Source organism: Bifidobacterium [indicum] DSM 20214 = LMG 11587, from assembly GCF_000706765.1.
Classification (GTDB): domain Bacteria; phylum Actinomycetota; class Actinomycetes; order Actinomycetales; family Bifidobacteriaceae; genus Bombiscardovia; species Bombiscardovia coryneformis.
Genome location: NZ_CP006018.1, coordinates 133,906 through 159,892, shown reverse-complemented (window position 1 = coordinate 159,892; position 25,987 = coordinate 133,906). Strand labels below are relative to the sequence as shown.

Below are 25,987 nucleotides of genomic sequence, written 5' to 3'. Positions count from 1 at the left end.
CCGGCAGCCCACATCACTGCTTGTTGGCCTGGTACTCCTTGGTCCAGTTGTCCACGAAGGCCTTCTCGACACCATCCCAGTCGGCTGTTCCCTGCGCATACTCCAGCATGGCGTTGCCCAGGTCATCCTTCCAGCGCTCGGAGGGCACCATGGTGAAACTCCAACCCACACGGTCCTTATCGGAGTCCATATCCTTGTTCATGGCCTCCACCAAGGGGTTGTCGGTCTTGACCTTGTCGAAGGTCTTGAATGGCGTGGTGAAGCCCATGTCCTTGGCGATGGACTCTTTGCCCCGCTCGGAGGTGATCATCCACTTGAGGAAGTCCTTGGTGGCTTTGAGGTTCTTGTCCGTCGCCTTCTTGTTCAGGCACCAGTACTGGGCGGAACCGGTGGCCAGACCCTGCTTGGCTTCATCGGGCATACCCATGTAGATGGGAATCATGCCCACCTGGTCGGCCTCCATTCCGGCGTTCTGCAGGTCCGTCCAGGACCAGGTTCCGTTCTGGTAGAAGGCGGCCTCACCAAGGGCGAATTCCGAGTTGGCATCATCGCTGGTCTTTCCGCTCAGCTGCGAGCGCGGAGTGGTGGAATCCGTCAGGTACAGGTCGAAGATGTTCTTGAACTGGGGCATATAGGTGCCCTTGACGGTGGCGGGCTCCGCCGTGATTCCGTCGTCCTTGAACTCCCTGTCGAGCGGCATGTTGGCCAGGTGGGTGTCGTAGCGCCATATGGAGCTCGAGTCGAAACCTGCCGAGGTGAAGGCGCCCTTGATGCCCAGGTCATCCTTACGCTTCTGCATATCGTCGGTGACGGCCTTGAGCTTGTCGAAGGAGTCGATGTCATTCACGGACTTGACCGCTGCACCGGGGAGCTTGACGTACTTGGCCAGGATGTCCTTGTTGTAGATCAGACCGAAACTCTCGATGACGAAGGGGACGCCCACCGGTTTGCCGGTTTCGGCCGACTTGAGTGCCAGGGCGGGATCCTTGAGCTGCTTGTAGATGTCCATGTCGGTCAGGTCGGCAGTGAAGTCCTTCCAGGTCTCCAGGTCCACGGGGCCCGACAGCTGGAAGAGGGTGGGCGGTTCGGACTTGGCGAACTCGGACTTCAGGGTCTGCTGGTAGGTTCCCGCGGCCGCGGTCTCCACCGTAACGGGCACACCGGTCTCCTTGGTGTACTCCTCCGCTATCTGTTTCCACTGATCCGATACTTCGGGCTTGGAGTTGAGGAAGTAGACCTTGCCCCCATCCTCGTTGGCCGTAGTGCCGGACGACCCGCACCCCGACAGGGCCCCCACGGCCATGGCTGCTGTGGCCAGTACCGTGACCACTTGTCTTACGTGATGATTCATCTTCGAACCTTTCTCTTCGGCCGCCCGCTCATAAGCGACCAGTCCATAAGGCCGGAAGGCCTTCTTTGGTTTCCAGGATCCTTCGGTACCTTATATTTTCCACATTATTCCAGGAAATGCAAACGCTGGCATTTCCTTGTGTGCTGTTCTCCCTATATTCAAAGCCATTCGGAGAGCGGCTTCACGGAGGCTCGCAAGAAGTTCATCCAGCTTTTCTACAAACGTTTGCATAACTAGGTGGACCGAACCGGTTGCCTTCCTGCCCTGCCTTCATTCACTCTCAGCAGTTCCAGGTCTTGAGAACCCTGTCCCCCTGGTAGTTCCCCAGAACTCCGTAATGCGCCGTATAGAGTCTCATCAGTTTCGCCGCAGAGGGGTTCAGCCCCATCCACTGGGTGGCCAGCACCCTCAAAATGTGCGCGTGGGAGACCAGAAGAACCCGACGGCCCTCATCGACCAGAGGTGCCACCCTCTCGATGATTCCGCGCGTGCGGGCAGCCGCCGCAGCCAGGCTCTCTCCCCCGGTGACCCGAACCTGGACCAACGAACCGTCCGGCAAGACCTCCTGCCGGTCACCACTGCCGTCATGGGTCAGGACCGAAGGGTCATCGGTCCATACATCCCAATCCCGTCCAAGATGACGCTGGATATCCCGCCTTCTGCGTCCTTCAGCGTGGCCATAATCCCGTTCAACCAGTTCAGGCATGATCTCGAACCGGTCGAATCCGGACAGCCGGGCCGTCTGCCTTGCCCTCATCAGGGGGCTGACGAACACGCAACCGGCATCGAATCCTTCGGGGAAGTCCGACGAAAGTCGAACCCCCGCAGCAGCCGCCTGCCGCTCACCCTCCTCGGTCAGGGGGATGTCCGTTCTGCCGGTGTATTGTCCACTGAGGCTCCAGGCCGTCTGCCCATGCCTGAGCAGTACCAAACAACCGGTTTCCGAGGCCTCCTTGCCTGCGGCTTGATCTACAGTAGCCATGGTGCAACTCTATCACCGGCTTCAACGCCACCGCTCCATCCACATCCGTGGAATAATGGCCATATGAGCATGGCAGAGCATGAATCGGGCAATCAGGCCGACCACCTGGTCGGCGTATTCCACCGTATAGATGACAAGGTGAACCAAATGCGCTCTTCAGTCGAGTCAGATCCGGAAACCCTTATGGACAAGGTCATGAAGTTCGCCCTCCCCAGCATCGCAGGTCTGGTGGCCGGCAAACTCTTCCAGGCCTTTTGGGGCAGTCTGGTCCGCAAGCGCAATGGTGGCGTGGACACCGAAGAGGGCGACCAGGAGAGCGCGACTGCCGGACTGCTCTTTGCGGTACTTTCGGCGGCCGTGACCACCCTGGCATCCGAGCTGATCGGACGCGGCTCCCAGGCCCTGATCGACAAGCGCCATCGGTAAGCCCCGGAGTACCCGCACTGCCGCAACCTGCCCACCAAGTATCGGACCGGTGCAGGTCGCGTGGCGGATTCCATGTTCTGCGGTAAATCCGATTCAAGGCGCAGCCGTCAGGGATACCGGGCGCAATTGGATATATGTCACTATTCTCTGAGCAAGATTAACCTCTCGGTTCTTGTGTCCCTTCTGCCGCGATGGACACAATGACACCATGACCACTTCAATACAGTCTCCCGGTGAGGCCGGGAAGGGCGGAGAATCCGCCGAATACGAGAGGACCGTCCGCAACCGGACCATCGATACCCTGCTCAACCGCAGGACCATCCGCTCCTTCACCGATGAGGCAATCGACCCTGACACGGTTGCCGTTCTGGAGGAGACGGCCCAACATGCAGCCACCAGCCGGTACTTCAACGAATGGTCCGCCATCCGCATCACCGATTCCGACAAGGCCCGGGCCATTGCCGACATGGCTCACCAGGATTACGTGTCCCAGGCACCCCTTCTGTACATCTTCCTCGCCGACCAGCGTCGCAATGCCGACCTGGCCCGGCAAGAAGGGGTTGACATCGATGCAGATACGTTTGTGCTCAATACGGGATATGCCTTCCTGCAATCCCAGAATGATGCCGTTCTTGCCCTGCATGCCATGGAGACGGCCGCCAACTCACTGGGCCTGGGCTCCGTCATCCTGGGCAGCGTCATCAACGATGTGGAAGGACTGATCGACCTGCTTGACCTGCCCCGCCTGGTCTACCCGGTGCTGGGCCTGGCCATCGGCCACCCCGACCAGGACCCACCATTGAAGCCGCGCATGCCACGGGCCGCGCAGATATTCCTCAACTCCTATGGCCAGTCCGAGAGGCCCGGCGAGGCAGAGCGGGCACTTAAGGACTTCGATGAAGCGGTCAGACTCTATTACCGGGACCTGCGCCAGCTGGATGCGCCGCGCAAGGCTTTCAGCCAGATCATGGCCGATAAATCCTGCAATCCCAAGGGGGACCATGAGCCCATGCTCCCCTCCATCCAAGCCCAGGGTTTCGATATGAACCGCTGACCGACCGGGCAGCACTGCACCGACCGGACCTCATATTTCAACGTCTTGGTTTGTACCCCTTCTTCCGCGAATGCGGTTTCAACTGCTGATTGAGGGGCACCCGGGCGTAGGATCCCGGCTCACGGCTGGTCAGATGCCAGGTACCGCAGTACTGGCATCGGTACACCCAGAGCCGGGCACCTCGCTCGACCAGACTCTGATCGGCGGCTCGAAGCGCCTTCGTCTTGTCGTGATACATGATTTTCGACGTGCTGGCGCATCGCTTGGGAGTGAAGTAGTGCATGGAATACCTTGAAGACCGAACCTCTCAACCTGCCGAAATCGCCTTAAGGAAGGTCGTTCCCGGCAGACAGGTAGAGGTCATACCACTCCTGGGCGGTCAGTTCCACATCTGCCCCGGCGGCCATCTCGGTAATGCGGGATGGGGTCATGGACCCTAGCAGAACCTGCATGCCGGCGGGGTGACGAAGAATCCAGGCCACAGCGATGGCGCTCTTGCTGACGCCGTACTTCCCGGCCACCTGCTCCAGGCGGTCATTCAGCTCCGGGAACTTGGGATTATCAATGAAGACCCCCTCGAAGAACCCCGTCTGGAAGGGACTCCATGCCTGAATGGTCATGTGCTTCAGGCGGGAGTAGGAAATCAACCCACCATCATGATCCAGGCTGGGCGCATCAATCATATTGACGTGGAATTCCTGCTGGACCATACCGGTGTGCCCCAGCCCGAACTGCAGTTGGTTGACGTCCAGCCTCTGACTGACCGCGCTCTGGAGAAGTTCGACCTGCATGGGGTTGACATTGCTGACACCGAAATGGCGAACCTTCCCCGAGGCCTGCATGACATTGAAGGCCTCTGCCAGCTGGTCCAGCTCGACCAGGGTATCCGGCCTGTGCAGGAGCAGGTAATCGACGTAGTCCGTCTGGAGGTTCTCCAGTTCCTGGTCAACGGCCGCAATCAGATGCTCGGCCGAGAAGTCATACCTGGTGATCTTGTCACTGTCCGGGTCACGGAAGATGCCGACCTTGGTCTGGATGCCGACATCTGACCGGTCGATGCAGAGATCCCTCAGGGCCCGACCCAACACCCTGCTGCTCTCGCCATTGTGGTAGCAATCCGCTGTATCGAAATAGTCGATTCCCGCATCCAAGGCCGATTGGACGATCGCGGCGGCCTCTTCGGGCGACTTGGTGTCAATCCGCATGGCCCCCAGAGCCACGCGGGAGGCCTTTACACCCGAGACCCCGATATTCATATATTTCATTGTTTCTTCCTTAGAAATCCAGCTGGTGCAATCCTATCGCCGCACCCCTACGATTTGCGCTCATCCGCAAGGTGCCCACTTGACAAGAGGGCCGCATCCCCGGAAGGGTTGCATCCGGTGAGGGCAGGACCGCCTCGGAATCGTCGCCGAGTCGTTCAACATCGACCAGGGCGGCCCTCGATGAAACATCACCGGCAGCCATGAGCCGGTGGACTGCCGAGGGGGTGACGGCCCTGGTTCGGTTCAGCTTCTGCGTCAGAGAAGCCTTGCCGGACCGGGCAACCACACGAATCTCAACGGACCCCGCAACCGTCGCAATCCGGGTGCTGGTTACCGTGACCCTATAGGACCCCAGAGGCGTGTCCCGGTAGGTCCGCACCCGCCCGCGAGAGTCAACCGTGGGCAGGTTTTGCCGCAGCCCCTGGCCTGTCCCCACGGGCGTAATGGTCCAGACGACCCCCTTACCCCAATCATCAAGCTTCGGAAAAGGGGCCGCCGCGTGAATCTTGAAGGAAACCCGGGCCGTCTTGCCACGGATGACCTCAGGGCGTTTCACTCCCAACTCCACAGTTTCTGGCCTGGGGTGGGTACGGACCTCCTGAATCGGCTTCAGGTTCAGGGGATTGCTGATACCCATGGGCAGACTGACACCCCCCGGGAAGCGATAGGTGCCTGGAGCGCTCTTCTCCGTGTAGTTGGAGGGGTCATCGTCCCAGCCGGTCACGGTCAGTTCAACCCGTTCGCCTGATGCCAGGTTGGCCTTGACCTTCGTGGGCATACCCAGCTCCTGCCTTGCCAGCCCAACGGGCTTATCCAAAACGGGAAGGGGTTCGAAGGAGGTGATTGGATCCGACTTGACCGTGACCTTGGCCCCGACCATGGTGGTATCGTCCCGGATCCTTCCCTGCACCGTATAGACACCATCCTGGGTAAGCAGGGACGGGTCGACCTTCCAGTCCACAGTCTCCCTGATGAACTTCCCGTCGGAATAGCCGACCATGATGGTATCCGGCAGATTCGGCACCTGGCCAGGCTTGGAGGTAACCGAAACGGCCCCCACCGAGGTGATGTAGGCATCGGAAACGAGGAGCTGCGGTGCCAGACTGTGTTCATCAGTGGGCTTGCTCACCCCGGCGGGAATGGTCAGCAGGCCGCTCTGGAAGTCGGCATAGGCCTGCCGGGCCCCTTCCACCGAGAAGGCATCGAAGCCACCGTTATCGCGATTGAAGTTCGGGGTATCACTCATCGGTATGTCGACCAGGAAGCTGACCGGACCCGTAAGCCGTGATCCGCCCATGCTTCGGACAATCGAGGTCACATCGATGTCGACGGCATACCCGTTGTCGATGATCTCCTTATTGGTGAAGACCTGATGGGCTCCGGGTCGGAGTACGGCGTAGTCGGGGATGGTCTCACCGGACCCCAGAGGACGATGGTTGGCTTCGGTCACCTCGGCATTGAGTGGGCCGTTGGCCCAGGTCAGGGTGCTTTGGTCCCAGCCGGGATCGGTTTTGTAAACGTCGACACTGAAGGCGGTGTTGTTCAATCTTTCCGCATCAGTGCTCCCCGCGTTGTTGTTGATGTCGAACCTGGACAGGTAGACCCGCAGCTTGGCCTTCTTGATCTGGTCGGCCTGTCCGGGATAGGCGGAGGGATCGACCTTGACATAGAAACGACGGTTGTAGGAGGCCGAAGACGAGTTCTTCAGCTTCAGGACCAGGTTGTTCGAATAGGAGACACCGAATGGGTACTTGTCCCCCGTGGCCTTGGACGAGGTCCCGGGCTTGGCGCCTATGGCCTCGCTTGAGCCACGTTCTACAGTGGCCGCTTGACCAGCCAGGGACCTGACGTCCCTGTTTCGGCCCGAACCCACCTGCCCTGTCACAGTCACGGAGGCTTTGGCCTGGTCGGGAATGCCCGGAATCCTGCCTGCAACCGTAAACTCTCCCGCCTGACCGAACTGGCTGAGGTTGAGCTGGTCCCAGGTAACCGGCATGTTGGTCACCTTCTCGGTCATGGTTCCACCGGACGACTCCCTGACCGTCACCTTCAGGGTCTCCGGCAAGGCAGGATAGACCCCTGCAAAGGTGTTGACCCTGGTCTCAGGAATCTCATACCTGGTGGCGATCTCGTGGTTGGAGACCTGGGTGGCCCCAATATCGATGCCCCGGTCTTTCGTGCTGCCTCCGAACATGTCCTGGTCCGGTGCGCCTTCCATCCTGATACCGGCCGCAACCGCGGGGCTGTCCGCCTGGATCCTGAAAAGGGAAGCCCGCGTACGCATCCGGTCGACCTGGTCAGACCAGGGAAGAGACGTTTCAGGGTTGGAAAGGGTGGTGCCGAGTTGGTTCCGGATCGCCTCGGCTGCATCTGAGTTCTGGTCAATGACCAGCTTCGGGGTCTGGAAGACGTTCCCGGACGCCTCCAGTTCCTCAACGGTGGTTCCGCTGGCAGCGGTTGGGACGGTGTCGGGCCAGATCAGATTGTGCTTGATGAAGTCACCCGGGTTGCCATGCAGTCTGTGCTCTATGGGCCGACTGCCGTCAGGCGGATACGCCGCCAGGAACTTCAGACTTCCCGAGCCAGTCTTGTAGAGGATGTTGTTGGTGAAGTGGGCAATGGTACCGGAATTGTCGCCGGAGTTGCCCTCCCCGAAGAGGGAGGTCGAGACCCCGTCACCCACGTAGAAGGTGTTGTTGTATATCTGCGGCATGCTGGCACCCGGATCGGAAATCCAGTAATGGAAGAGGCTCTGCTCCTTGTAATCGTAGGAGCCGTGACCAGGGCCGGCCGCATTGGTGCCCGAGTTCCCCGCCCCGTCGTTCACCGAGATGTTGTAGCGGATGACGGAGTTGGTCTGGTTGCTCATGAGGAGCATGAAGCCACCACCGTTGTTGTGGCTGTAATTGTATTGGTAGGTGATTCGGTCGCAGCCCATATCGATGTCGAAGGCCTCGCCGTCGTTATACCCATGGGTATTGCCGTAGACCTCGTTGAACTGAAGGAGGACGTCCTTGCTGGCCATGGCCCAGATGGCCGCGTAGTTCTCGGTTCCGTAGTCCGCGTTGCAGGCCCGCACCACGGTATTGCCCTCAACCAGCCCCTGCGCCTTGTTCTCTGAGATGACAATGGCATCGCCGGCAATATCCTCCAGGTAGTTGTTCCTGATAGTGACCTTCTCGAAGAGCCCAGGGGATGAGTCATTGGAACTGTCCGCCTTGGTCCGTATGCCTTCGAGGCCCACCCGTTGAACGATGTTGTTCTGTATGGTCAGGTTGTGGAAGCCTGTATTGGTCACTCCTTTACCCAGGGTTCGCCCATCCTGATCGACCCAGTGCCCCAAGGCGATGATGCCTCCCACGGCCTTGAGGGTCTGCGACTTGCCTTCCCTCCTGGCCTGGAGGTAGTACTCCGATTGCACATCATGAACGTAGCAGTTCTCGACCGTATCGGATTCAAGCATCCTGTTCTGCCCGAATCCCAGCAGGAGTATCCCGACCCTCTGGGCATCACCATGCTTCTTATAACCTTCGGGGTTGTTCGGTTCCGGGGAATTGGTGACCTCAAGATTCCTGATGGTCCAATACTCCTGGTTCGTCAGTTGCACCGCACCCGACACATACCGTTTGAAGGAGCCCGAACCGTAGGTTCCCCCACCGTTGATGACAGGGCGTCGCCCCGCCTCATATGATGCGGACCCATCCGCCTTGCGGGTGTAGAAATCCAGAACAATCCGTTCGGAACCATTCCCATCCCCCTTCGGCCGTACCTGCCCCTGCCAGGTCGACCCCGACTCAAGGAGGATATGGTCACCGGGAACGAACGTCGTTGCGGAGACCTTGCCCAGGGACTTCCAGGCCCGCGTCGGTTCCAGACCATCATTGGCGTCATTACCGTGCAGAGAATCAACGTAATAGGTCCTGCCGGTCTGTGACACACCAACCGAGGTAAAGGTCCGGCCATTGCCACCCTCAGAGGGTACGCCACCAGCGGCCTCCTCAGCGGCCGCGGCATGGACGGGACCAATCAGCCCTGTAAGCACCAAGGAAACCAAAGTTGCCAGGGCAATCAGGATTGCAGGGAACGAAGGGACCGTCCATCGCGTCGCCTCTCCTGCGGCAGTCAACCAATCTCGATCTCCTGGCCCCGTGTGGATATTCCTATTCCCATTCATGCCTGTTCCCCCCTGAACTTCGCGATGGATATGCTTCACCTGTTACTGGAGTCATGCGGTTTCAGCATTGATCACCGCACCACCGCTAAGAATTATATGACGGCCCTCATTTTAAAGCACAGCTTTTTCATTCTGTTGCAACCCGTCGCTTCATTGCGAGGTGCTTCTACCGAACTTTCGGGCCGCCCGGGCATCCGAAGCCGGCAACAGTCGGTGTTGTGGCGTTTGTGCTGTGAGGAGTGGGTCCCGCAGCGTTGTGGGTTGTTGTGTCGGGGTATGTGGAAGGGGCCCCGTCGCGGCGTGTGCCGTGCGGGGCCCCTTGTGAGTTGTGGAGCGGCGGTGTGCTACTCTCCCACACCCTTCCGAGTGCAGTACCATTGCCGTGCTGGGTCTTAGCTTCCGGGTTCGGAATGGGACCGGGCGTCTCCCCCAGGCCATGACCGCCGCAAATTCTGTTGTACCGGCCCACTTTGAAAGGTGGGTGGGTCGTGGTGACGGTTCGGGGACCGGACGGTGGACGCGTGTTTCGTTGTCGATCGCCTGTGGCCGTTCGTGTTCATTGCCGCAGGTCTCGTTCGCAGTGGTGTCGATGCCTCCACCCCTCAAGGGGGGTGGGTGTTGTGTTGTCTTCGACCATTAGTGCCGGTCGGCTTCGCCCCTTGCGGGGTTTCCACGTCCGGTCTATCGACCATGTGTTCTGCATGGGGTCTTCAGGAACCGAGGTTCCATGGAATCCTTATCTTGGAGGGGGCTTCCCGCTTAGATGCTTTCAGCGGTTATCCCATCCGAACGTAGCCAACCGGCCGTGCCGCTGGCGCGACAACCGGCATACCAGAGGTTCGTCCACCCAGGTCCTCTCGTACTATGGGCAGGGCTCCTCAAGATTCCAACGAGCGCAGAGGATAGAGACCAAACTGTCTCACGACGTTCTGAACCCAGCTCGCGTGCCGCTTTAATCGGCGAACGGCCGAACCCTTGGGACCTGCTCCAGCCCCAGGATGCGACGAGCCGACATCGAGGTGCCAAACCATCCCGTCGATATGGACTCTTGGGGATGATCAGCCTGTTATCCCCGGGGTACCTTTTATCCGTTGAGCGATGCCGCGTCCGTACGCCGGCACCGGATCACTATCTCCGACTTTCGTCCCTGCTCGACCCGTCGGTCTCGCAGTCAAGCTCCCTTGTGCGATTGCACTCAACACCCGATTGCCAACCGGGCTGAGGGAACCCTTGGGCGCCTCCGTTACTCTTTGGGAGGCAACCGCCCCAGTTAAACTACCCGCCAGGCACTGTCCCTGACCAGGATGACTGGTCGAGGTTAGAGGCCAGATGAGGACAGAGCGGTATTTCACATTTCGGCTCCACGGATGCTGGCGCACCCGCTTCGAAGCCTCCCGCCTATGCTACACAGTCCGCACCTAACGCCAATACCAAGGTATAGTAAAGGTCCCGGGGTCTTTTCGTCCTTCTGCGCTTAACGAGCATCTTTACTCGTACTGCAATTTCGCCGAGCTCCTGGTCGAGACAGTGGGGAAGTCGTTACGCCATTCGTGCAGGTCGGAACTTACCCGACAAGGAATTTCGCTACCTTAGGATGGTTATAGTTACCACCGCCGTTTACCGGGGCTTGAATTCACCGCTGCCCCCCCGAAGGGGATGACGGATCCTCTTAACCTTCCGGCACCGGGCAGGCGTCAGTGCATATACAGCGACTTTCGTCTTCGCATGCACCTGTGTTTTTGGTAAACAGTCGCTACCCCCTGGTCTGTGCCACCCCCCTCGGCTCCGCGCGCTGGGCGCCTCACCGCAAGGGGTCTCCCTTATACCGAAGGCACGGGAGTGATTTGCCGAGTTCCTTGACCAGGATTCGCTCGATCGCTTTGGTATACTCTACCTGACCACCAGTGTCGGTTTAGGGTACGGGCGGCGACAGCCCTCGCACCGAAGCTTTTCTTGACGGAACGGCACACCGGATTCGGGGCACGAGGCCCCCCATCATCACACCTCACGCTCATGCCGGACGGATTTGCCTGCCCGACGCGCCACATGCTTGACCACGGATAACCACCACCGCGGCCCGGCTCCCGTTCCGTGTCACTCCTGTGCTACCCGCCACGCATCCACACACCGGTCCCGCACCATCGGACGGTCCGAAGACCGCCGCCCGATACAGGTAAGGGCATGCTTCCACGTCTTGGATTGGGCGGTCTGACGCCGGTAGGAGAATATCGACTCCTTCATCCATTCGACTACGCCTGTCGGCCTCGCCTTAGGACCCGACTCACCCGGGGACGACGAACGTGGCCCCGGAACCCTTGGTCATCCAGCGGACGGGATTCTGACCCGTCTCTCGCTACTCATGTCTGCATTCTCACTTCCACACGGTCCACGGCCGGCTCACGCCGCCGCTTCGCCCCATGCGGAACGCTCTCCTACCCAGTACAGTAACTGCACTGCCGCGTCTTCGGTGGTGTGCTTGAGCCCCGCTACATTATCGGCGCGGAACCACTAGACCAGTGAGCTGTTACGCACTCTTTCAAGGGTGGCTGCTTCTAAGCCAACCTCCTGGCTGTCTATGCGACTCCACATCCTTTCCCACTTAGCACACACTTAGGGACCTTAGACGACGATCTGGGCTGTCTCCCTCTCGACGACGGAGCTTATCCCCCGCCGACTCACTGCCGCGATACACCTCACACGTATTCGGAGTTTGGCTGCTGTCGGTACCCGATACGGGCCCTCAAGCATCCAGTAGCTCTACCCCATGGAGACATTGACGCGACGCTGCACCGAAATGCATTTCGGAGAGAACCAGCTATCACGGAATTTGATTGGCCTTTCACCCCTAGCCCCAGGTCATCGGCCCGGTTTTCAACCCAGGTCCGTTCGGTCCTCCACGCGGTCTTACCCACGCTTCAACCTGCCCAGGGCTAGATCATCCCGCTTCGGGTCCAGGGCACGCGACTCAAACGCCTTTTAAGACTCGCTTTCGCTACGGTTGCCCCACACGGGTTAACCTCGCCACGCACCACTGACTCGCAGACTCATTTTTCGATAGGCACGCCGTCACCCCGAAAGGCTCCGACGGATTGTAGGCACACGGTTTCAGAAACTGTTTCACTCCCCTCCCGGGGTGCTTTTCACCTTTCCCTCACGGTACTCGTACGCTATCGGTCAGACAGGTATATTCAGGCTTACCCCACGGTCGGGGCGGATTCACACGGGATTCCACGAGTCCCGCGCTACTTGGGAACAAGGATCGGCAGACGACGCGTCTTCGACTACGGGGCCATCACCCTCTACGGCCGGGAATTCAATCCCGTTCGTCTCACACGTCGTTTTATCACTGCCGCCGGGTCCGTCGGAACCCGGGCACCAAATCCCACAACACCCATGCCGCAACCCCCGACGGGTATCACACGGCACAGGTTTGGCCATCATCCGCTTTCGCTCGCCACTACTCACGGAATATCTCTTCCTGCAGGTACTGAGATGTTTCACTTCCCTGCGTACCCCCCGCACGAATGCGGTGCCAGCCCATGACGGCTGGCGGGTTTCCCCATTCGGACACCCTCGGATCAAAGCCCTGTCGGCGGCTCCCCGAGGCCTATCGCGGCCCCACGCGTCCTTCATCGGTCCTGTCTGCCAAGGCATCCACCATGCGCCCTTACCGACAACACGACCACAGGCCATGCCACGGCAACAACAACTGCGAACTGCCAGACGACAAATCATCACACTAATAGATCACAAAACGATCGACCCGAACCCACCATGTGGGCTCGGACGAAACAATACAAGCGGACGGACAGGCACAAGGCCAGCCATCCACTCGCGTCCACTATCCAGTTCTCAAACCACCACCACACCACCAGGACCCGCCACGGGACGACACCCGCACAGGAACCCGATGGGCGACAGGAACACCACCCACAAGGGTGGCGGTCCGGGAACCCAACAGCGCATCCATGCCACAGCCATTCGACCGTTCCACGCCAGCACGCCCACACCATCCGACCGACCGGCCGGACCCATGGACACGACCCCACGACCCATAAACAGGCGGGGGATTTTACTCATATCTCCGTAGAAAGGAGGTGATCCAGCCGCACCTTCCGGTACGGCTACCTTGTTACGACTTAGTCCCAATCGCGGACCTCACCTTAGACGGCTCCCCCCCAAACGGGTTGGGCCACCGGCTTCGGGTGCTGCCCACTTTCATGACTTGACGGGCGGTGTGTACAAGGCCCGGGAACGCATTCACCGCGGCGTTGCTGATCCGCGATTACTAGCGACTCCGCCTTCACGGAGCCGGGTTGCAGGCTCCGATCCGAACTGAGACCGGTTTTAAGGGATCCGCTCCATGTCGCCATGTCGCATCCCGTTGTACCGGCCATTGTAGCATGCGTGAAGCCCTGGACGTAAGGGGCATGATGATCTGACGTCATCCCCACCTTCCTCCGGGTTAACCCCGGCGGTCCCCCGTGAGTTCCCGGCATGACCCGCTGGCAACACGAGGCGAGGGTTGCGCTCGTTGCGGGACTTGACCCAACATCTCACGACACGAGCTGACGACGACCATGCACCACCTGTGAACCGGCCCCGAAGGGAAACCACGTCTCCGCGGTCGTCCGGCACATGTCAAGCCCAGGTAAGGTTCTTCGCGTTGCATCGAATTAATCCGCATGCTCCGCCGCTTGTGCGGGCCCCCGTCAATTTCTTTGAGTTTTAGCCTTGCGGCCGTACTCCCCAGGCGGGATGCTTAACGCGTTAGCTCCGACACGGAACCCGTGGAACGGGCCCCACATCCAGCATCCACCGTTTACGGCGTGGACTACCAGGGTATCTAATCCTGTTCGCTCCCCACGCTTTCGCTCCTCAGCGTCAGTAACGGCCCAGAGACCTGCCTTCGCCATTGGTGTTCTTCCCGATATCTACACATTCCACCGTTACACCGGGAATTCCAGTCTCCCCTACCGCACTCCAGTCCGCCCGTACCCGGCGCAGATCCACCGTTAAGCGATGGACTTTCACACCAGACGCGACGAACCGCCTACGAGCTCTTTACGCCCAATAATTCCGGATAACGCTTGCACCCTACGTATTACCGCGGCTGCTGGCACGTAGTTAGCCGGTGCTTATTCGAAAGGTACACTCACTCTCGCTTGCTCCCAATCAAAAGCGGTTTACAACCCGAAGGCCGTCATCCCGCACGCGGCGTCGCTGCATCAGGCTTTCGCCCATTGTGCAATATTCCCCACTGCTGCCTCCCGTAGGAGTCTGGGCCGTATCTCAGTCCCAATGTGGCCGGTCGCCCTCTCAGGCCGGCTACCCGTCGAAGCCTTGGTAGGCCATCACCCCACCAACAAGCTGATAGGACGCGACCCCATCCCATACCGGTAAACCCTTTCCCACACCATCATGCGATGATGCGGAACACCCGGCATTACCACCCGTTTCCAGGAGCTATTCCGGAGTATGGGGCAGGTTGGTCACGCATTACTCACCCGTTCGCCACTCTCACCAGACAGCAAGCTGCCTGGATCCCGTTCGACTTGCATGTGTTAAGCACGCCGCCAGCGTTCATCCTGAGCCAGAATCAAACCCTCCACAAAAAACAATGAAGAAGCCGAAACGACTCTCATAATAAATTGACGGATCCGCTTCCATAAGGAGGAAACAGACCCACGAAAAACCCCGACACCCCTCACAACGCTCCCGCGTACCCGGCAAAACCGGGCGGGCATCGGACTGGCAATCAAAAAAGCTATAAAAGTAGCACAAACACGCTCTTGAGTTCTCAAACCACCACCACACCAACAGTCTCAAGTTATCCGGGAGATTCCTTGTCGCTGTCGGGCAGCAAAAGAACAATTTACACGAACTACCGGAGCGGCGGTGTGCTACTCTCCCACACCCTTCCGAGTGCAGTACCATTGCCGTGCTGGGTCTTAGCTTCCGGGTTCGGAATGGGACCGGGCGTCTCCCCCAGGCCATGACCGCCGCAAATTCTGTTGTACCGGCCCACTTTGAAAGGTGGGTGGGTCGTGGTGACGGTTCGGGGACCGGACGGTGGACGCGTGTTTCGTTGTCGATCGCCTGTGGCCGTTCGTGTTCATTGCCGCAGGTCTCGTTCGCAGTGGTGTCGATGCCTCCACCCCTCAAGGGGGGTGGGTTGGTTGTTGCAAATTGGTACGCTTGAGTATCGGAGAAGCTCAATCATTGCAACGGTTTTACGGCGTGTCGGCATTTTTAACGCCGCCCCTTGCAATCCGACCTTCACCTTTTCAGGAATCCCCTCTGCACAGGGGGCTTCCCGCTTAGATGCTTTCAGCGGTTATCCCATCCGAACGTAGCCAACCGGCCGTGCCGCTGGCGCGACAACCGGCATACCAGAGGTTCGTCCACCCAGGTCCTCTCGTACTATGGGCAGGGCTCCTCAAGATTCCAACGAGCGCAGAGGATAGAGACCAAACTGTCTCACGACGTTCTGAACCCAGCTCGCGTGCCGCTTTAATCGGCGAACGGCCGAACCCTTGGGACCTGCTCCAGCCCCAGGATGCGACGAGCCGACATCGAGGTGCCAAACCATCCCGTCGATATGGACTCTTGGGGATGATCAGCCTGTTATCCCCGGGGTACCTTTTATCCGTTGAGCGATGCCGCGTCCGTACGCCGGCACCGGATCACTATCTCCGACTTTCGTCCCTGCTCGACCCGTCGGTCTCGCAGTCAAGCTCCCTTGTGCGATTGCACTCAACACCCGATTGCCAACCGGGCTGAGGGAACCCTTGGGCGCCTCCGTTACTCTTTGGGAGGCAACCGCCCCAGTTAAACTACCCGCCAGGCACTGTCCCTGACCAGGATGACTGGTCGAGGTTAGAGGCCAGATGAGGACAGAGCGGTATTTCACATTTCGGCTCCACGGATGCTGGCGCACCCGCTTCGAAGCCTCCCGCCTATGCTACACAGTCCGCACCTAACGCCAATACCAAGGTATAGTAAAGGTCCCGGGGTCTTTTCGTCCTTCTGCGCTTAACGAGCATCTTTACTCGTACTGCAATTTCGCCGAGCTCCTGGTCGAGACAGTGGGGAAGTCGTTACGCCATTCGTGCAGGTCGGAACTTACCCGACAAGGAATTTCGCTACCTTAGGATGGTTATAGTTACCACCGCCGTTTACCGGGGCTTGAATTCACCGCTGCCCCCCCGAAGGGGATGACGGATCCTCTTAACCTTCCGGCACCGGGCAGGCGTCAGTGCATATACAGCGACTTTCGTCTTCGCATGCACCTGTGTTTTTGGTAAACAGTCGCTACCCCCTGGTCTGTGCCACCCCCCTCGGCTCCGCGCGCTGGGCGCCTCACCGCAAGGGGTCTCCCTTATACCGAAGGCACGGGAGTGATTTGCCGAGTTCCTTGACCAGGATTCGCTCGATCGCTTTGGTATACTCTACCTGACCACCAGTGTCGGTTTAGGGTACGGGCGGCGACAGCCCTCGCACCGAAGCTTTTCTTGACGGAACGGCACACCGGATTCGGGGCACGAGGCCCCCCATCATCACACCTCACGCTCATGCCGGACGGATTTGCCTGCCCGACGCGCCACATGCTTGACCACGGATAACCACCACCGCGGCCCGGCTCCCGTTCCGTGTCACTCCTGTGCTACCCGCCACGCATCCACACACCGGTCCCGCACCATCGGACGGTCCGAAGACCGCCGCCCGATACAGGTAAGGGCATGCTTCCACGTCTTGGATTGGGCGGTCTGACGCCGGTAGGAGAATATCGACTCCTTCATCCATTCGACTACGCCTGTCGGCCTCGCCTTAGGACCCGACTCACCCGGGGACGACGAACGTGGCCCCGGAACCCTTGGTCATCCAGCGGACGGGATTCTGACCCGTCTCTCGCTACTCATGTCTGCATTCTCACTTCCACACGGTCCACGGCCGGCTCACGCCGCCGCTTCGCCCCATGCGGAACGCTCTCCTACCCAGTACAGTAACTGCACTGCCGCGTCTTCGGTGGTGTGCTTGAGCCCCGCTACATTATCGGCGCGGAACCACTAGACCAGTGAGCTGTTACGCACTCTTTCAAGGGTGGCTGCTTCTAAGCCAACCTCCTGGCTGTCTATGCGACTCCACATCCTTTCCCACTTAGCACACACTTAGGGACCTTAGACGACGATCTGGGCTGTCTCCCTCTCGACGACGGAGCTTATCCCCCGCCGACTCACTGCCGCGATACACCTCACACGTATTCGGAGTTTGGCTGCTGTCGGTACCCGATACGGGCCCTCAAGCATCCAGTAGCTCTACCCCATGGAGACATTGACGCGACGCTGCACCGAAATGCATTTCGGAGAGAACCAGCTATCACGGAATTTGATTGGCCTTTCACCCCTAGCCCCAGGTCATCGGCCCGGTTTTCAACCCAGGTCCGTTCGGTCCTCCACGCGGTCTTACCCACGCTTCAACCTGCCCAGGGCTAGATCATCCCGCTTCGGGTCCAGGGCACGCGACTCAAACGCCTTTTAAGACTCGCTTTCGCTACGGTTGCCCCACACGGGTTAACCTCGCCACGCACCACTGACTCGCAGACTCATTTTTCGATAGGCACGCCGTCACCCCGAAAGGCTCCGACGGATTGTAGGCACACGGTTTCAGAAACTGTTTCACTCCCCTCCCGGGGTGCTTTTCACCTTTCCCTCACGGTACTCGTACGCTATCGGTCAGACAGGTATATTCAGGCTTACCCCACGGTCGGGGCGGATTCACACGGGATTCCACGAGTCCCGCGCTACTTGGGAACAAGGATCGGCAGACGACGCGTCTTCGACTACGGGGCCATCACCCTCTACGGCCGGGAATTCAATCCCGTTCGTCTCACACGTCGTTTTATCACTGCCGCCGGGTCCGTCGGAACCCGGGCACCAAATCCCACAACACCCATGCCGCAACCCCCGACGGGTATCACACGGCACAGGTTTGGCCATCATCCGCTTTCGCTCGCCACTACTCACGGAATATCTCTTCCTGCAGGTACTGAGATGTTTCACTTCCCTGCGTACCCCCCGCACGAATGCGGTGCCAGCCCATGACGGCTGGCGGGTTTCCCCATTCGGACACCCTCGGATCAAAGCCCTGTCGGCGGCTCCCCGAGGCCTATCGCGGCCCCACGCGTCCTTCATCGGTCCTGTCTGCCAAGGCATCCACCATGCGCCCTTACCGACAACACGACCACAGGCCATGCCACGGCAACAACAACTGCGAACTGCCAGACGACAAATCATCACACTAATAGATCACAAAACGATCGACCCGAACCCACCATGTGGGCTCGGACGAAACAATACAAGCGGACGGACAGGCACAAGGCCAGCCATCCACTCGCGTCCACTATCCAGTTCTCAAACCACCACCACACCACCAGGACCCGCCACGGGACGACACCCGCACAGGAACCCGATGGGCGACAGGAACACCACCCACAAGGGTGGCGGTCCGGGAACCCAACAGCGCATCCATGCCACAGCCATTCGACCGTTCCACGCCAGCACGCCCACACCATCCGACCGACCGGCCGGACCCATGGACACGACCCCACGACCCATAAACAGGCGGGGGATTTTACTCATATCTCCGTAGAAAGGAGGTGATCCAGCCGCACCTTCCGGTACGGCTACCTTGTTACGACTTAGTCCCAATCGCGGACCTCACCTTAGACGGCTCCCCCCCAAACGGGTTGGGCCACCGGCTTCGGGTGCTGCCCACTTTCATGACTTGACGGGCGGTGTGTACAAGGCCCGGGAACGCATTCACCGCGGCGTTGCTGATCCGCGATTACTAGCGACTCCGCCTTCACGGAGCCGGGTTGCAGGCTCCGATCCGAACTGAGACCGGTTTTAAGGGATCCGCTCCATGTCGCCATGTCGCATCCCGTTGTACCGGCCATTGTAGCATGCGTGAAGCCCTGGACGTAAGGGGCATGATGATCTGACGTCATCCCCACCTTCCTCCGGGTTAACCCCGGCGGTCCCCCGTGAGTTCCCGGCATGACCCGCTGGCAACACGAGGCGAGGGTTGCGCTCGTTGCGGGACTTGACCCAACATCTCACGACACGAGCTGACGACGACCATGCACCACCTGTGAACCGGCCCCGAAGGGAAACCACGTCTCCGCGGTCGTCCGGCACATGTCAAGCCCAGGTAAGGTTCTTCGCGTTGCATCGAATTAATCCGCATGCTCCGCCGCTTGTGCGGGCCCCCGTCAATTTCTTTGAGTTTTAGCCTTGCGGCCGTACTCCCCAGGCGGGATGCTTAACGCGTTAGCTCCGACACGGAACCCGTGGAACGGGCCCCACATCCAGCATCCACCGTTTACGGCGTGGACTACCAGGGTATCTAATCCTGTTCGCTCCCCACGCTTTCGCTCCTCAGCGTCAGTAACGGCCCAGAGACCTGCCTTCGCCATTGGTGTTCTTCCCGATATCTACACATTCCACCGTTACACCGGGAATTCCAGTCTCCCCTACCGCACTCCAGTCCGCCCGTACCCGGCGCAGATCCACCGTTAAGCGATGGACTTTCACACCAGACGCGACGAACCGCCTACGAGCTCTTTACGCCCAATAATTCCGGATAACGCTTGCACCCTACGTATTACCGCGGCTGCTGGCACGTAGTTAGCCGGTGCTTATTCGAAAGGTACACTCACTCTCGCTTGCTCCCAATCAAAAGCGGTTTACAACCCGAAGGCCGTCATCCCGCACGCGGCGTCGCTGCATCAGGCTTTCGCCCATTGTGCAATATTCCCCACTGCTGCCTCCCGTAGGAGTCTGGGCCGTATCTCAGTCCCAATGTGGCCGGTCGCCCTCTCAGGCCGGCTACCCGTCGAAGCCTTGGTAGGCCATCACCCCACCAACAAGCTGATAGGACGCGACCCCATCCCATACCGGTAAACCCTTTCCCACACCATCATGCGATGATGCGGAACACCCGGCATTACCACCCGTTTCCAGGAGCTATTCCGGAGTATGGGGCAGGTTGGTCACGCATTACTCACCCGTTCGCCACTCTCACCAGACAGCAAGCTGCCTGGATCCCGTTCGACTTGCATGTGTTAAGCACGCCGCCAGCGTTCATCCTGAGCCAGAATCAAACCCTCCACAAAAAACAATGAAGAAGCCGAAACGACTCTCATAATAAATTGACGGATCCGCTTCCATAAGGAGGAAACAGACCCACGAAAAACCCCGACACCCCTCACAACGCTCCCGCGTACCCGGCAAAACCGGGCGGGCATCGGACTGGCAATCAAAAAAGCTATAAAAGTAGCACAAACACGCTCTTGAGTTCTCAAACCACCACCACACCAACAGTCTCAAGTTATCCGGGAGATTCCTTGTCGCTGTCGGGCAGCAAAAGAACAATTTACACGAACTACCTGGTTGTTGCAAATTGGTACGCTTGAGTATCGGAGAAGCTCAATCATTGCAACGGTTTTACGGCGTGTCGGCATTTTTAACGCCGCCCCTTGCAATCCGACCTTCACCTTTTCAGGAATCCCCTCTGCACAGCAGTCCACGCTCTTCTTGGAAGAGGAACCGCCGTGTTGAGCAGCAAGAGATAAACTTACCACGCATGCGTCATTCCGCAAATCAGAAATTATGGAGACCGTCGTTAATCCAGTAATTCCAGTCCTCGTATCGGCGTGTCGGAAATACGATCATCATCATCTGCTTTGTTCTGTCGGCCCTTTCCCCGGTGCAAACCCCCCTAATCCGAGCACATTTTATTCACATCTGCCCCCTTTAACTTCCGCATGACGGCGTGTTTCCAGGACCGTTTCGATTATGACATCGCCAAGGTGCCGACCGTGGTAATCGGTACCTACGAACATGCATATATCCAGTCTTCAATTCGGGCCTTGGCGAATCCGTCGATAGCTGCGGCGATACAGGGGGGGGGGGGGGACATCAAGACCCGGGCGGCTCTCGGCTGATGATCCTGAAACCTGATGGTGTAAGACAAAGGGTATGGGCAAAACAATTGCAGTACTGACCGGCGCAGGCATTTCAACCTCGGCAGGAATTCCGGATTTTCGCGGGCCAGATGGGGTTTGGACCAAGCATCCCGATCAGACGAGCGTGTACGACCTCGACCTCTTCATGAGTGACAGAGAGGCGCGGGAGTACTCATGGCGCTGGCAGAAGGAGTCACCGGTCTGGAGGGCCCATCCGGGTGTGGCCCACAAGGCCCTGGCCAGGCTGGAGAAGGCGGGCATGCTGATGCTCCTGGCCACGCAGAACTTCGACGCCCTTCATGAGAAGGCCGGCAATTCCAGCCAGGTAATCGTCAACCTGCACGGGACCATCGGCACCTCGCACTGCATGAAGTGCGGCCAGGAATACCGGACGGCCGACATCATGGAACGGCTGGACCAGGAGCCGGATCCCCACTGCCGCAAGCGCATGCCCTACCAGGGGAATATGCCCTGCGGCGGCATCATCAAGACGGATGTGGTCTACTTCGGTCAGGCCCTGCCCGAGGGTGCCATGGAGAAAAGCATGAAACTGGCCAGCAGCGCCGACGAATTCTGGGTGATAGGGTCCACCCTGGAGGTCTTCCCGGCCGCCTCCCTGGTACCCGTTGCGGCACAGGCAGGCGTGCCCATAACCATCATGAATCTGGGGCAGACCCAGTACGATTCCTTGGCCACACGGCTGATTCATGAACCGATAGAGGAGGCCTTGCCCAGGCTGGTGGACGAGACCATCGCACGGAACCCGGGTCAGTAGTTCTGATGAACCTGGAAGCCCTGGCTACGTAGGGTATCCAGAATCTGGGTGATGTGGTCGGGACCATTGGTCTCGACCGTCACCTCAAGGAGGACACCGTTCTCGTAGTGGCCCGAGGACTTGAACTGGTCATGGTTGAGCTCGATGACGTTGGCGCGAAGATCGGCCAGGACCGTGGCGACCTTGACCAGCTGACCCGGGGTGTCAGGAAGCTCGACGCCGAACTGCATGATACGGCCGCGGGATATCATCCCCCGCTGGATGACGGCGCCGATGGTGACCGTATCGATGTTGCCGCCCGAGATGATGGGGACAATCACATGGGGCCCGGGGGCGGCGCGGAAGACATCCGACTGAAGATCGAGCTGACCCAGGGCGGCCAGGGAGACGGCCCCGGCGGCCTCGACCACCAGCTTGTGCTTCTCCAGCATGAAGAGAATCATCTCGGATATGTCACTCTCGGTGACCTGCACCAGGTCGTCCATGTAATGGCTCAGCAGTGCATAATCCAGGTCGCCGGGGCGCTTGACGGCCACACCCTCGGCCGCCGTGCTGACCTGGTCGGCCGCCACGACCCTGCCTGCGGTCAGGGACTCGCGCCAGGCCGGAGAACCGACCGGAGTGGCTCCGATGACCCGGACATCGGGCCTGAAGGTCTTGACCGCGAGCGCGACTCCGGCACCCAGACCTCCACCACCCAGCGGAACCACGATGTCGGTCACATCGGGCACATCGTTCAGGATCTCCATGGCAATGGTGCCCTGCCCGCAGAGAACCTCGTAATCATCGAAGGGGTGAACGAAGGTCATTCCACGCTCGTCGGCCAGATGCCGCGCATAGGCGAAACTCTCGTCGAACACGTTCCCCTTGAGGACCACTTCGGCACCGTAGGCCTTGGTGGCATCCACCTTCAGGGGCGGAGTTATCTGGGGCATGACGATGGTGGCCTGTGCTCCGCGATGCCGGGAGGCGAAGGCCACACCCTGGGCGTGGTTGCCCGCCGAGGCGGTGATGATTCCCCGATCCAGATCCTCCTGTGAGAGGGACGCAATCTTGTTGTAGGCACCGCGCACCTTGAAGGAACCGGTCAGTTGTAGGTTCTCGGGCTTGAGCAGCACCTTGTGCCCCACCCGGTCACCGAGTTCCTGCGAGTGCTCGATCCGGGTGTGCCTGGCCACACCCTCAAGCCGCTTGGCGGCATCCCGCAGGTTGGCGGCATGATCCGCCCTCAGGTCAACATCGACTTCATTGGTATCCATGCTCAATCATTATCCCCGCCCCGCCCACTCGTGACGAGCCGGTGTCAACATGGTGGACATGGTCGCCCGATGAAAAGAAGCTGAACGGGCAAGACAGGGTCGGGAACCTCCATGAAGGCGTGAATATCCGGCCCTACGGGAGAAGCCGAATCGGCTGGAAAACAGGGAGGAGACTCCCCTCAGCCGGCATCGTCGATGATGGTGTGATCATCTGCGAAACGGGCAGGCAAGGAACCATCATTATCCGAGGGCACCTGGGCCACACCCGCGGCCAGGTCGGCCATGAGGAGGTTGACCGCAACGGGGTCCTCGACCCTCAACCTGGCCTTGGTCTGACCCGGACCGACCTTGAAGGTCCACCCCGAATCGGGCATGACGGCAAACATGGTCTCGTCGGTGTCATCATCACCCAGAGCCATCATGAAGTCATAATCACCGCTGGAAACAAGCGGAAGAACCGCCTGCCCCTTGCTGGTGGCGACCGGGGTCACCTCGACCACCTTGGAGTTCTCCATGATCATCAGCCCCAGGCCCACGACCACACGCCTGAGCCGTTGGAGAAGGTCCTGCCGCTCGGCGTCGGCCACCCTGGCATCACTCATCCGATAGTGCCAGGCCACGGCGTCGGACTTGCTCTCGACGAAGGAGCCGGGCACCCGCTCGGTTGAAACATCCATGATGGGCTTGATGACCTTCTGCCAGGTCTGAGAGTCGGGCAGTCCCTTGGCACGCTCCCAGACATCCTTCTGCTGACCGGGGCAGTTCTTGCTCCAGGCCCCATGCTCGGCGATGAGACCGACCGGGAGCTGGCTGAACCAGTCCTCCATGATTTCGTGGCTGCGGCCCGAGACCAGAATCATGTCCACATCGGGGTTGGAACCGACCTGGGTCAGGAGCTTGCACAGCGCCCGGGTGGGCCTGGCCCGTTCGGGCTTGCGGACCAGCGGGGTCAGGGTTCCGTCGTAGTCGCACAGGACAAGCCGGCGCTTGGCCTTGTCCCATTGACGGACGATTTCGTTGTGGTGATCCATTCTGAACCTCTTGTCGGTCATGCCGGGGGTGGATACCTGTTTGAGGGTCTCCAGGAAGGAGGTGCACCAGTTGGAGGCCGTGCGGACCTTCAACCGTGCCTGCATACGGATATTCCTTTGGCGGGACTCCTCGGGGGATATCTCCAAGGCGTTGTGGAGGGCCTCACAGACCATGTCGATGTCGTAGGGGTTGACGATGAAGGCATCGGTCAACTCGTCCGCCGCCCCGCACATGTCCGAGAGGACCAGGGCACCATCACGCCCGTCATGGCAGGCCAGATACTCCTTGGCCACCAGGTTCATGCCGTCGCGCAGGGGGGTGACCAGGGCCACGTCGCCGGCTGTGTAGATACCGCAGACCGGTTTGATCGACAGGGACCTGGTGATGTAGTGGATGGGGGTCCAGGCAAGCAGGGAATAGCGTCCGTTGATCTCGCCCACCAGCTGGTCCACCTGATCCTTGAGGCGCTGGTAGGACTCGACGTTCTCCCGGGAGGGGGTGGCCAGGAGATAGTAGGTGACATGCCCCACCCATTCGGGGTACTTGTCAAGCATGCAACCGAAAGCCTTGAGACGCTCGGGCAGACCCTTGGTGTAGTCCAACCGATCAACCGAGACGATGACCTTATTGGATCGGCTCTCTATGGAGGAGGCCGCCTGCTTGGCCAGGGTGGTCTCGGGAATGCCCTCGCTGGCGTAATGGCTCCACCAGTTACTATCGGGGACGCTGGCCTCGGTGGCGGCCACCCCCTCGGCGGTGACCGAGGTCCGGTAGCGGTGGCGGGGCGACTTGCCGCAGGCCTCATCTATGCCCCGGCGCATGGCCCTGGCCAGACCGGAACGGGCCGTGCGGCTGTACAGGTTGTAGTCGATGCCTATGGGAAAGGCGTCAATGGCGGCCCGATGCCCGTCGGGCATCTCGACCACCCCATCCTCATTGACCGGAATCTCAGGCAGAAGACGGTGCAGGGAGGCCAGGAAGCTGGCCGAGAAATCCACGGTGTGGAACCCAATCAGGTTGGCCCCCAGCACACCTTCCAGAATCTCACGGCTCCAGGGCAGGGATCGGAATATCTCGGCACTGGGGAAGGGGACATGCAGGAACCAGCCGATGGAGGCATCGGGGTAGCGCTCGCGGAGCATCTTGGGCAGGAGCATCAGATGGTAGTCCTGAATCCAAATCGTGTCCCCCTTGCGAATCAGGGGTTCCACCACCTGAGCGAAACGCATGTTGACCTTGCGGTACATGTCCCAATCCTGCTGTTTGAAAACGGCCTCATGGGAGAAATCATGGAAGAGGGGCCAGAGGGTGTTGTTGGAGAAACCGGCATAGTACCCGTTGAGCTCATCCTTGCTGAGGAAGACGGGGATGCACCGACTCTCCCGATAGGCCTGGCGGATGTCCTGGAGCTCCTTGTCGGAGTACTGCTCCGGGTCGATGCCGCTCCAGCCTATCCAGAGGCAGTCCTTGTGGGCGCGGTGATAGGGGCCGATGGCCGTGGCCAGACCGCCCACGTTCTGCCGCAGCGTATAGGATCCGTCATCCGTGGCCTCAAGTGACATGGGAAGCCTGTTGGAAACAATGATCAAACGAGACATACGGCACCACTCTCCTGTCCGGACCGGCCAAGCCAATGCCGGT

The 25,987-nt window shown here is 59.7% G+C and carries 10 protein-coding genes and 6 rRNA genes; 3 read left to right on the top strand and 13 right to left on the bottom strand.

Going from position 1 to position 25,987, the window contains the following annotated elements; all coding sequences use genetic code 11:
- Nucleotides 1–13: 13 nt before the first annotated feature.
- Nucleotides 14–1,351, bottom strand: a complete 1,338-nt coding sequence (locus BINDI_RS00535) for an ABC transporter substrate-binding protein (protein ID WP_033491751.1) — start codon at nucleotides 1,349–1,351, stop codon at nucleotides 14–16.
- Nucleotides 1,352–1,631: 280 nt separating this feature from the next.
- Nucleotides 1,632–2,333 carry a histidine phosphatase family protein gene (locus tag BINDI_RS00530; protein ID WP_033491752.1) on the bottom strand — a complete coding sequence of 234 codons (702 nt, stop codon included), beginning with the start codon at nucleotides 2,331–2,333 and terminating at the stop codon, nucleotides 1,632–1,634.
- Nucleotides 2,334–2,402: 69 nt separating this feature from the next.
- Here BINDI_RS00530 and BINDI_RS00525 point away from each other — a divergent pair, with 69 nt between their 5' ends.
- Both BINDI_RS00525 and BINDI_RS00520 read left to right on the top strand, forming a co-directional pair.
- Nucleotides 2,403–2,759, top strand: coding sequence for a DUF4235 domain-containing protein (locus tag BINDI_RS00525; RefSeq protein ID WP_033491756.1), 357 nt, complete (start codon nucleotides 2,403–2,405; stop codon nucleotides 2,757–2,759).
- A gap of 208 nt (nucleotides 2,760–2,967) precedes the next feature.
- On the top strand, nucleotides 2,968–3,813 hold the full coding sequence (locus tag BINDI_RS00520; RefSeq protein ID WP_081830725.1) for a nitroreductase family protein: 846 nt from the start codon (nucleotides 2,968–2,970) through the stop codon (nucleotides 3,811–3,813).
- A gap of 37 nt (nucleotides 3,814–3,850) precedes the next feature.
- On the opposite strand, the gene BINDI_RS07245 is transcribed toward BINDI_RS00520, so the two are convergent.
- The 9 genes from BINDI_RS07245 to BINDI_RS00475 all read right to left on the bottom strand — a co-directional run bounded on the left by BINDI_RS07245 (nucleotide 3,851) and on the right by BINDI_RS00475 (nucleotide 20,428).
- Nucleotides 3,851–4,096 (bottom strand): hypothetical protein, encoded by a 246-nt coding sequence (locus BINDI_RS07245; protein WP_033491753.1) that lies wholly within the window; start codon nucleotides 4,094–4,096, stop codon nucleotides 3,851–3,853.
- A gap of 43 nt (nucleotides 4,097–4,139) precedes the next feature.
- Nucleotides 4,140–5,078 carry an aldo/keto reductase gene (locus BINDI_RS00510; RefSeq protein WP_033491754.1) on the bottom strand — a complete coding sequence of 313 codons (939 nt, stop codon included), beginning with the start codon at nucleotides 5,076–5,078 and terminating at the stop codon, nucleotides 4,140–4,142.
- Nucleotides 5,079–5,088: 10 nt separating this feature from the next.
- The gene (locus BINDI_RS00505) at nucleotides 5,089–9,132 is read right to left on the bottom strand and encodes an Ig-like domain-containing protein (protein WP_158332577.1); all 4,044 of its coding nucleotides are present in this window, start codon (nucleotides 9,130–9,132) and stop codon (nucleotides 5,089–5,091) included.
- 451 nt (nucleotides 9,133–9,583) lie between these two features.
- Nucleotides 9,584–9,700 (bottom strand): 5S ribosomal RNA (rrf, locus tag BINDI_RS00500).
- Between the two features lie 169 nt (nucleotides 9,701–9,869).
- Nucleotides 9,870–12,933 (bottom strand): 23S ribosomal RNA (locus BINDI_RS00495).
- A gap of 409 nt (nucleotides 12,934–13,342) precedes the next feature.
- Nucleotides 13,343–14,867 (bottom strand): 16S ribosomal RNA (locus BINDI_RS00490).
- Between the two features lie 275 nt (nucleotides 14,868–15,142).
- Nucleotides 15,143–15,259: ribosomal RNA gene (gene rrf / locus BINDI_RS00485) — 5S ribosomal RNA — on the bottom strand.
- 186 nt (nucleotides 15,260–15,445) lie between these two features.
- A 23S ribosomal RNA gene (locus BINDI_RS00480) occupies nucleotides 15,446–18,494 on the bottom strand.
- A gap of 409 nt (nucleotides 18,495–18,903) precedes the next feature.
- Nucleotides 18,904–20,428, bottom strand: a 16S ribosomal RNA gene (locus BINDI_RS00475).
- The 16S, 23S and 5S rRNA genes sit together here, the layout of an rRNA operon.
- Nucleotides 20,429–21,293: 865 nt before the next feature.
- Here BINDI_RS00475 and BINDI_RS00470 point away from each other — a divergent pair.
- Nucleotides 21,294–22,055 (top strand): Sir2 family NAD-dependent protein deacetylase, encoded by a 762-nt coding sequence (locus BINDI_RS00470; RefSeq protein WP_033491447.1) that lies wholly within the window; start codon nucleotides 21,294–21,296, stop codon nucleotides 22,053–22,055.
- Here the strand turns inward: BINDI_RS00470 and ilvA are convergent.
- Both ilvA and BINDI_RS00460 read right to left on the bottom strand, forming a co-directional pair.
- Nucleotides 22,049–23,314, bottom strand: a complete 1,266-nt coding sequence (gene ilvA / locus BINDI_RS00465) for a threonine ammonia-lyase (RefSeq protein WP_033491448.1) — start codon at nucleotides 23,312–23,314, stop codon at nucleotides 22,049–22,051. The two genes, BINDI_RS00470 and ilvA, sit on opposite strands and share 7 nt — an antisense overlap.
- A gap of 179 nt (nucleotides 23,315–23,493) precedes the next feature.
- Nucleotides 23,494–25,944 carry a bifunctional alpha,alpha-trehalose-phosphate synthase (UDP-forming)/trehalose-phosphatase gene (locus tag BINDI_RS00460; protein WP_052109056.1) on the bottom strand — a complete coding sequence of 817 codons (2,451 nt, stop codon included), beginning with the start codon at nucleotides 25,942–25,944 and terminating at the stop codon, nucleotides 23,494–23,496.
- Nucleotides 25,945–25,987: the final 43 nt, after the last annotated feature.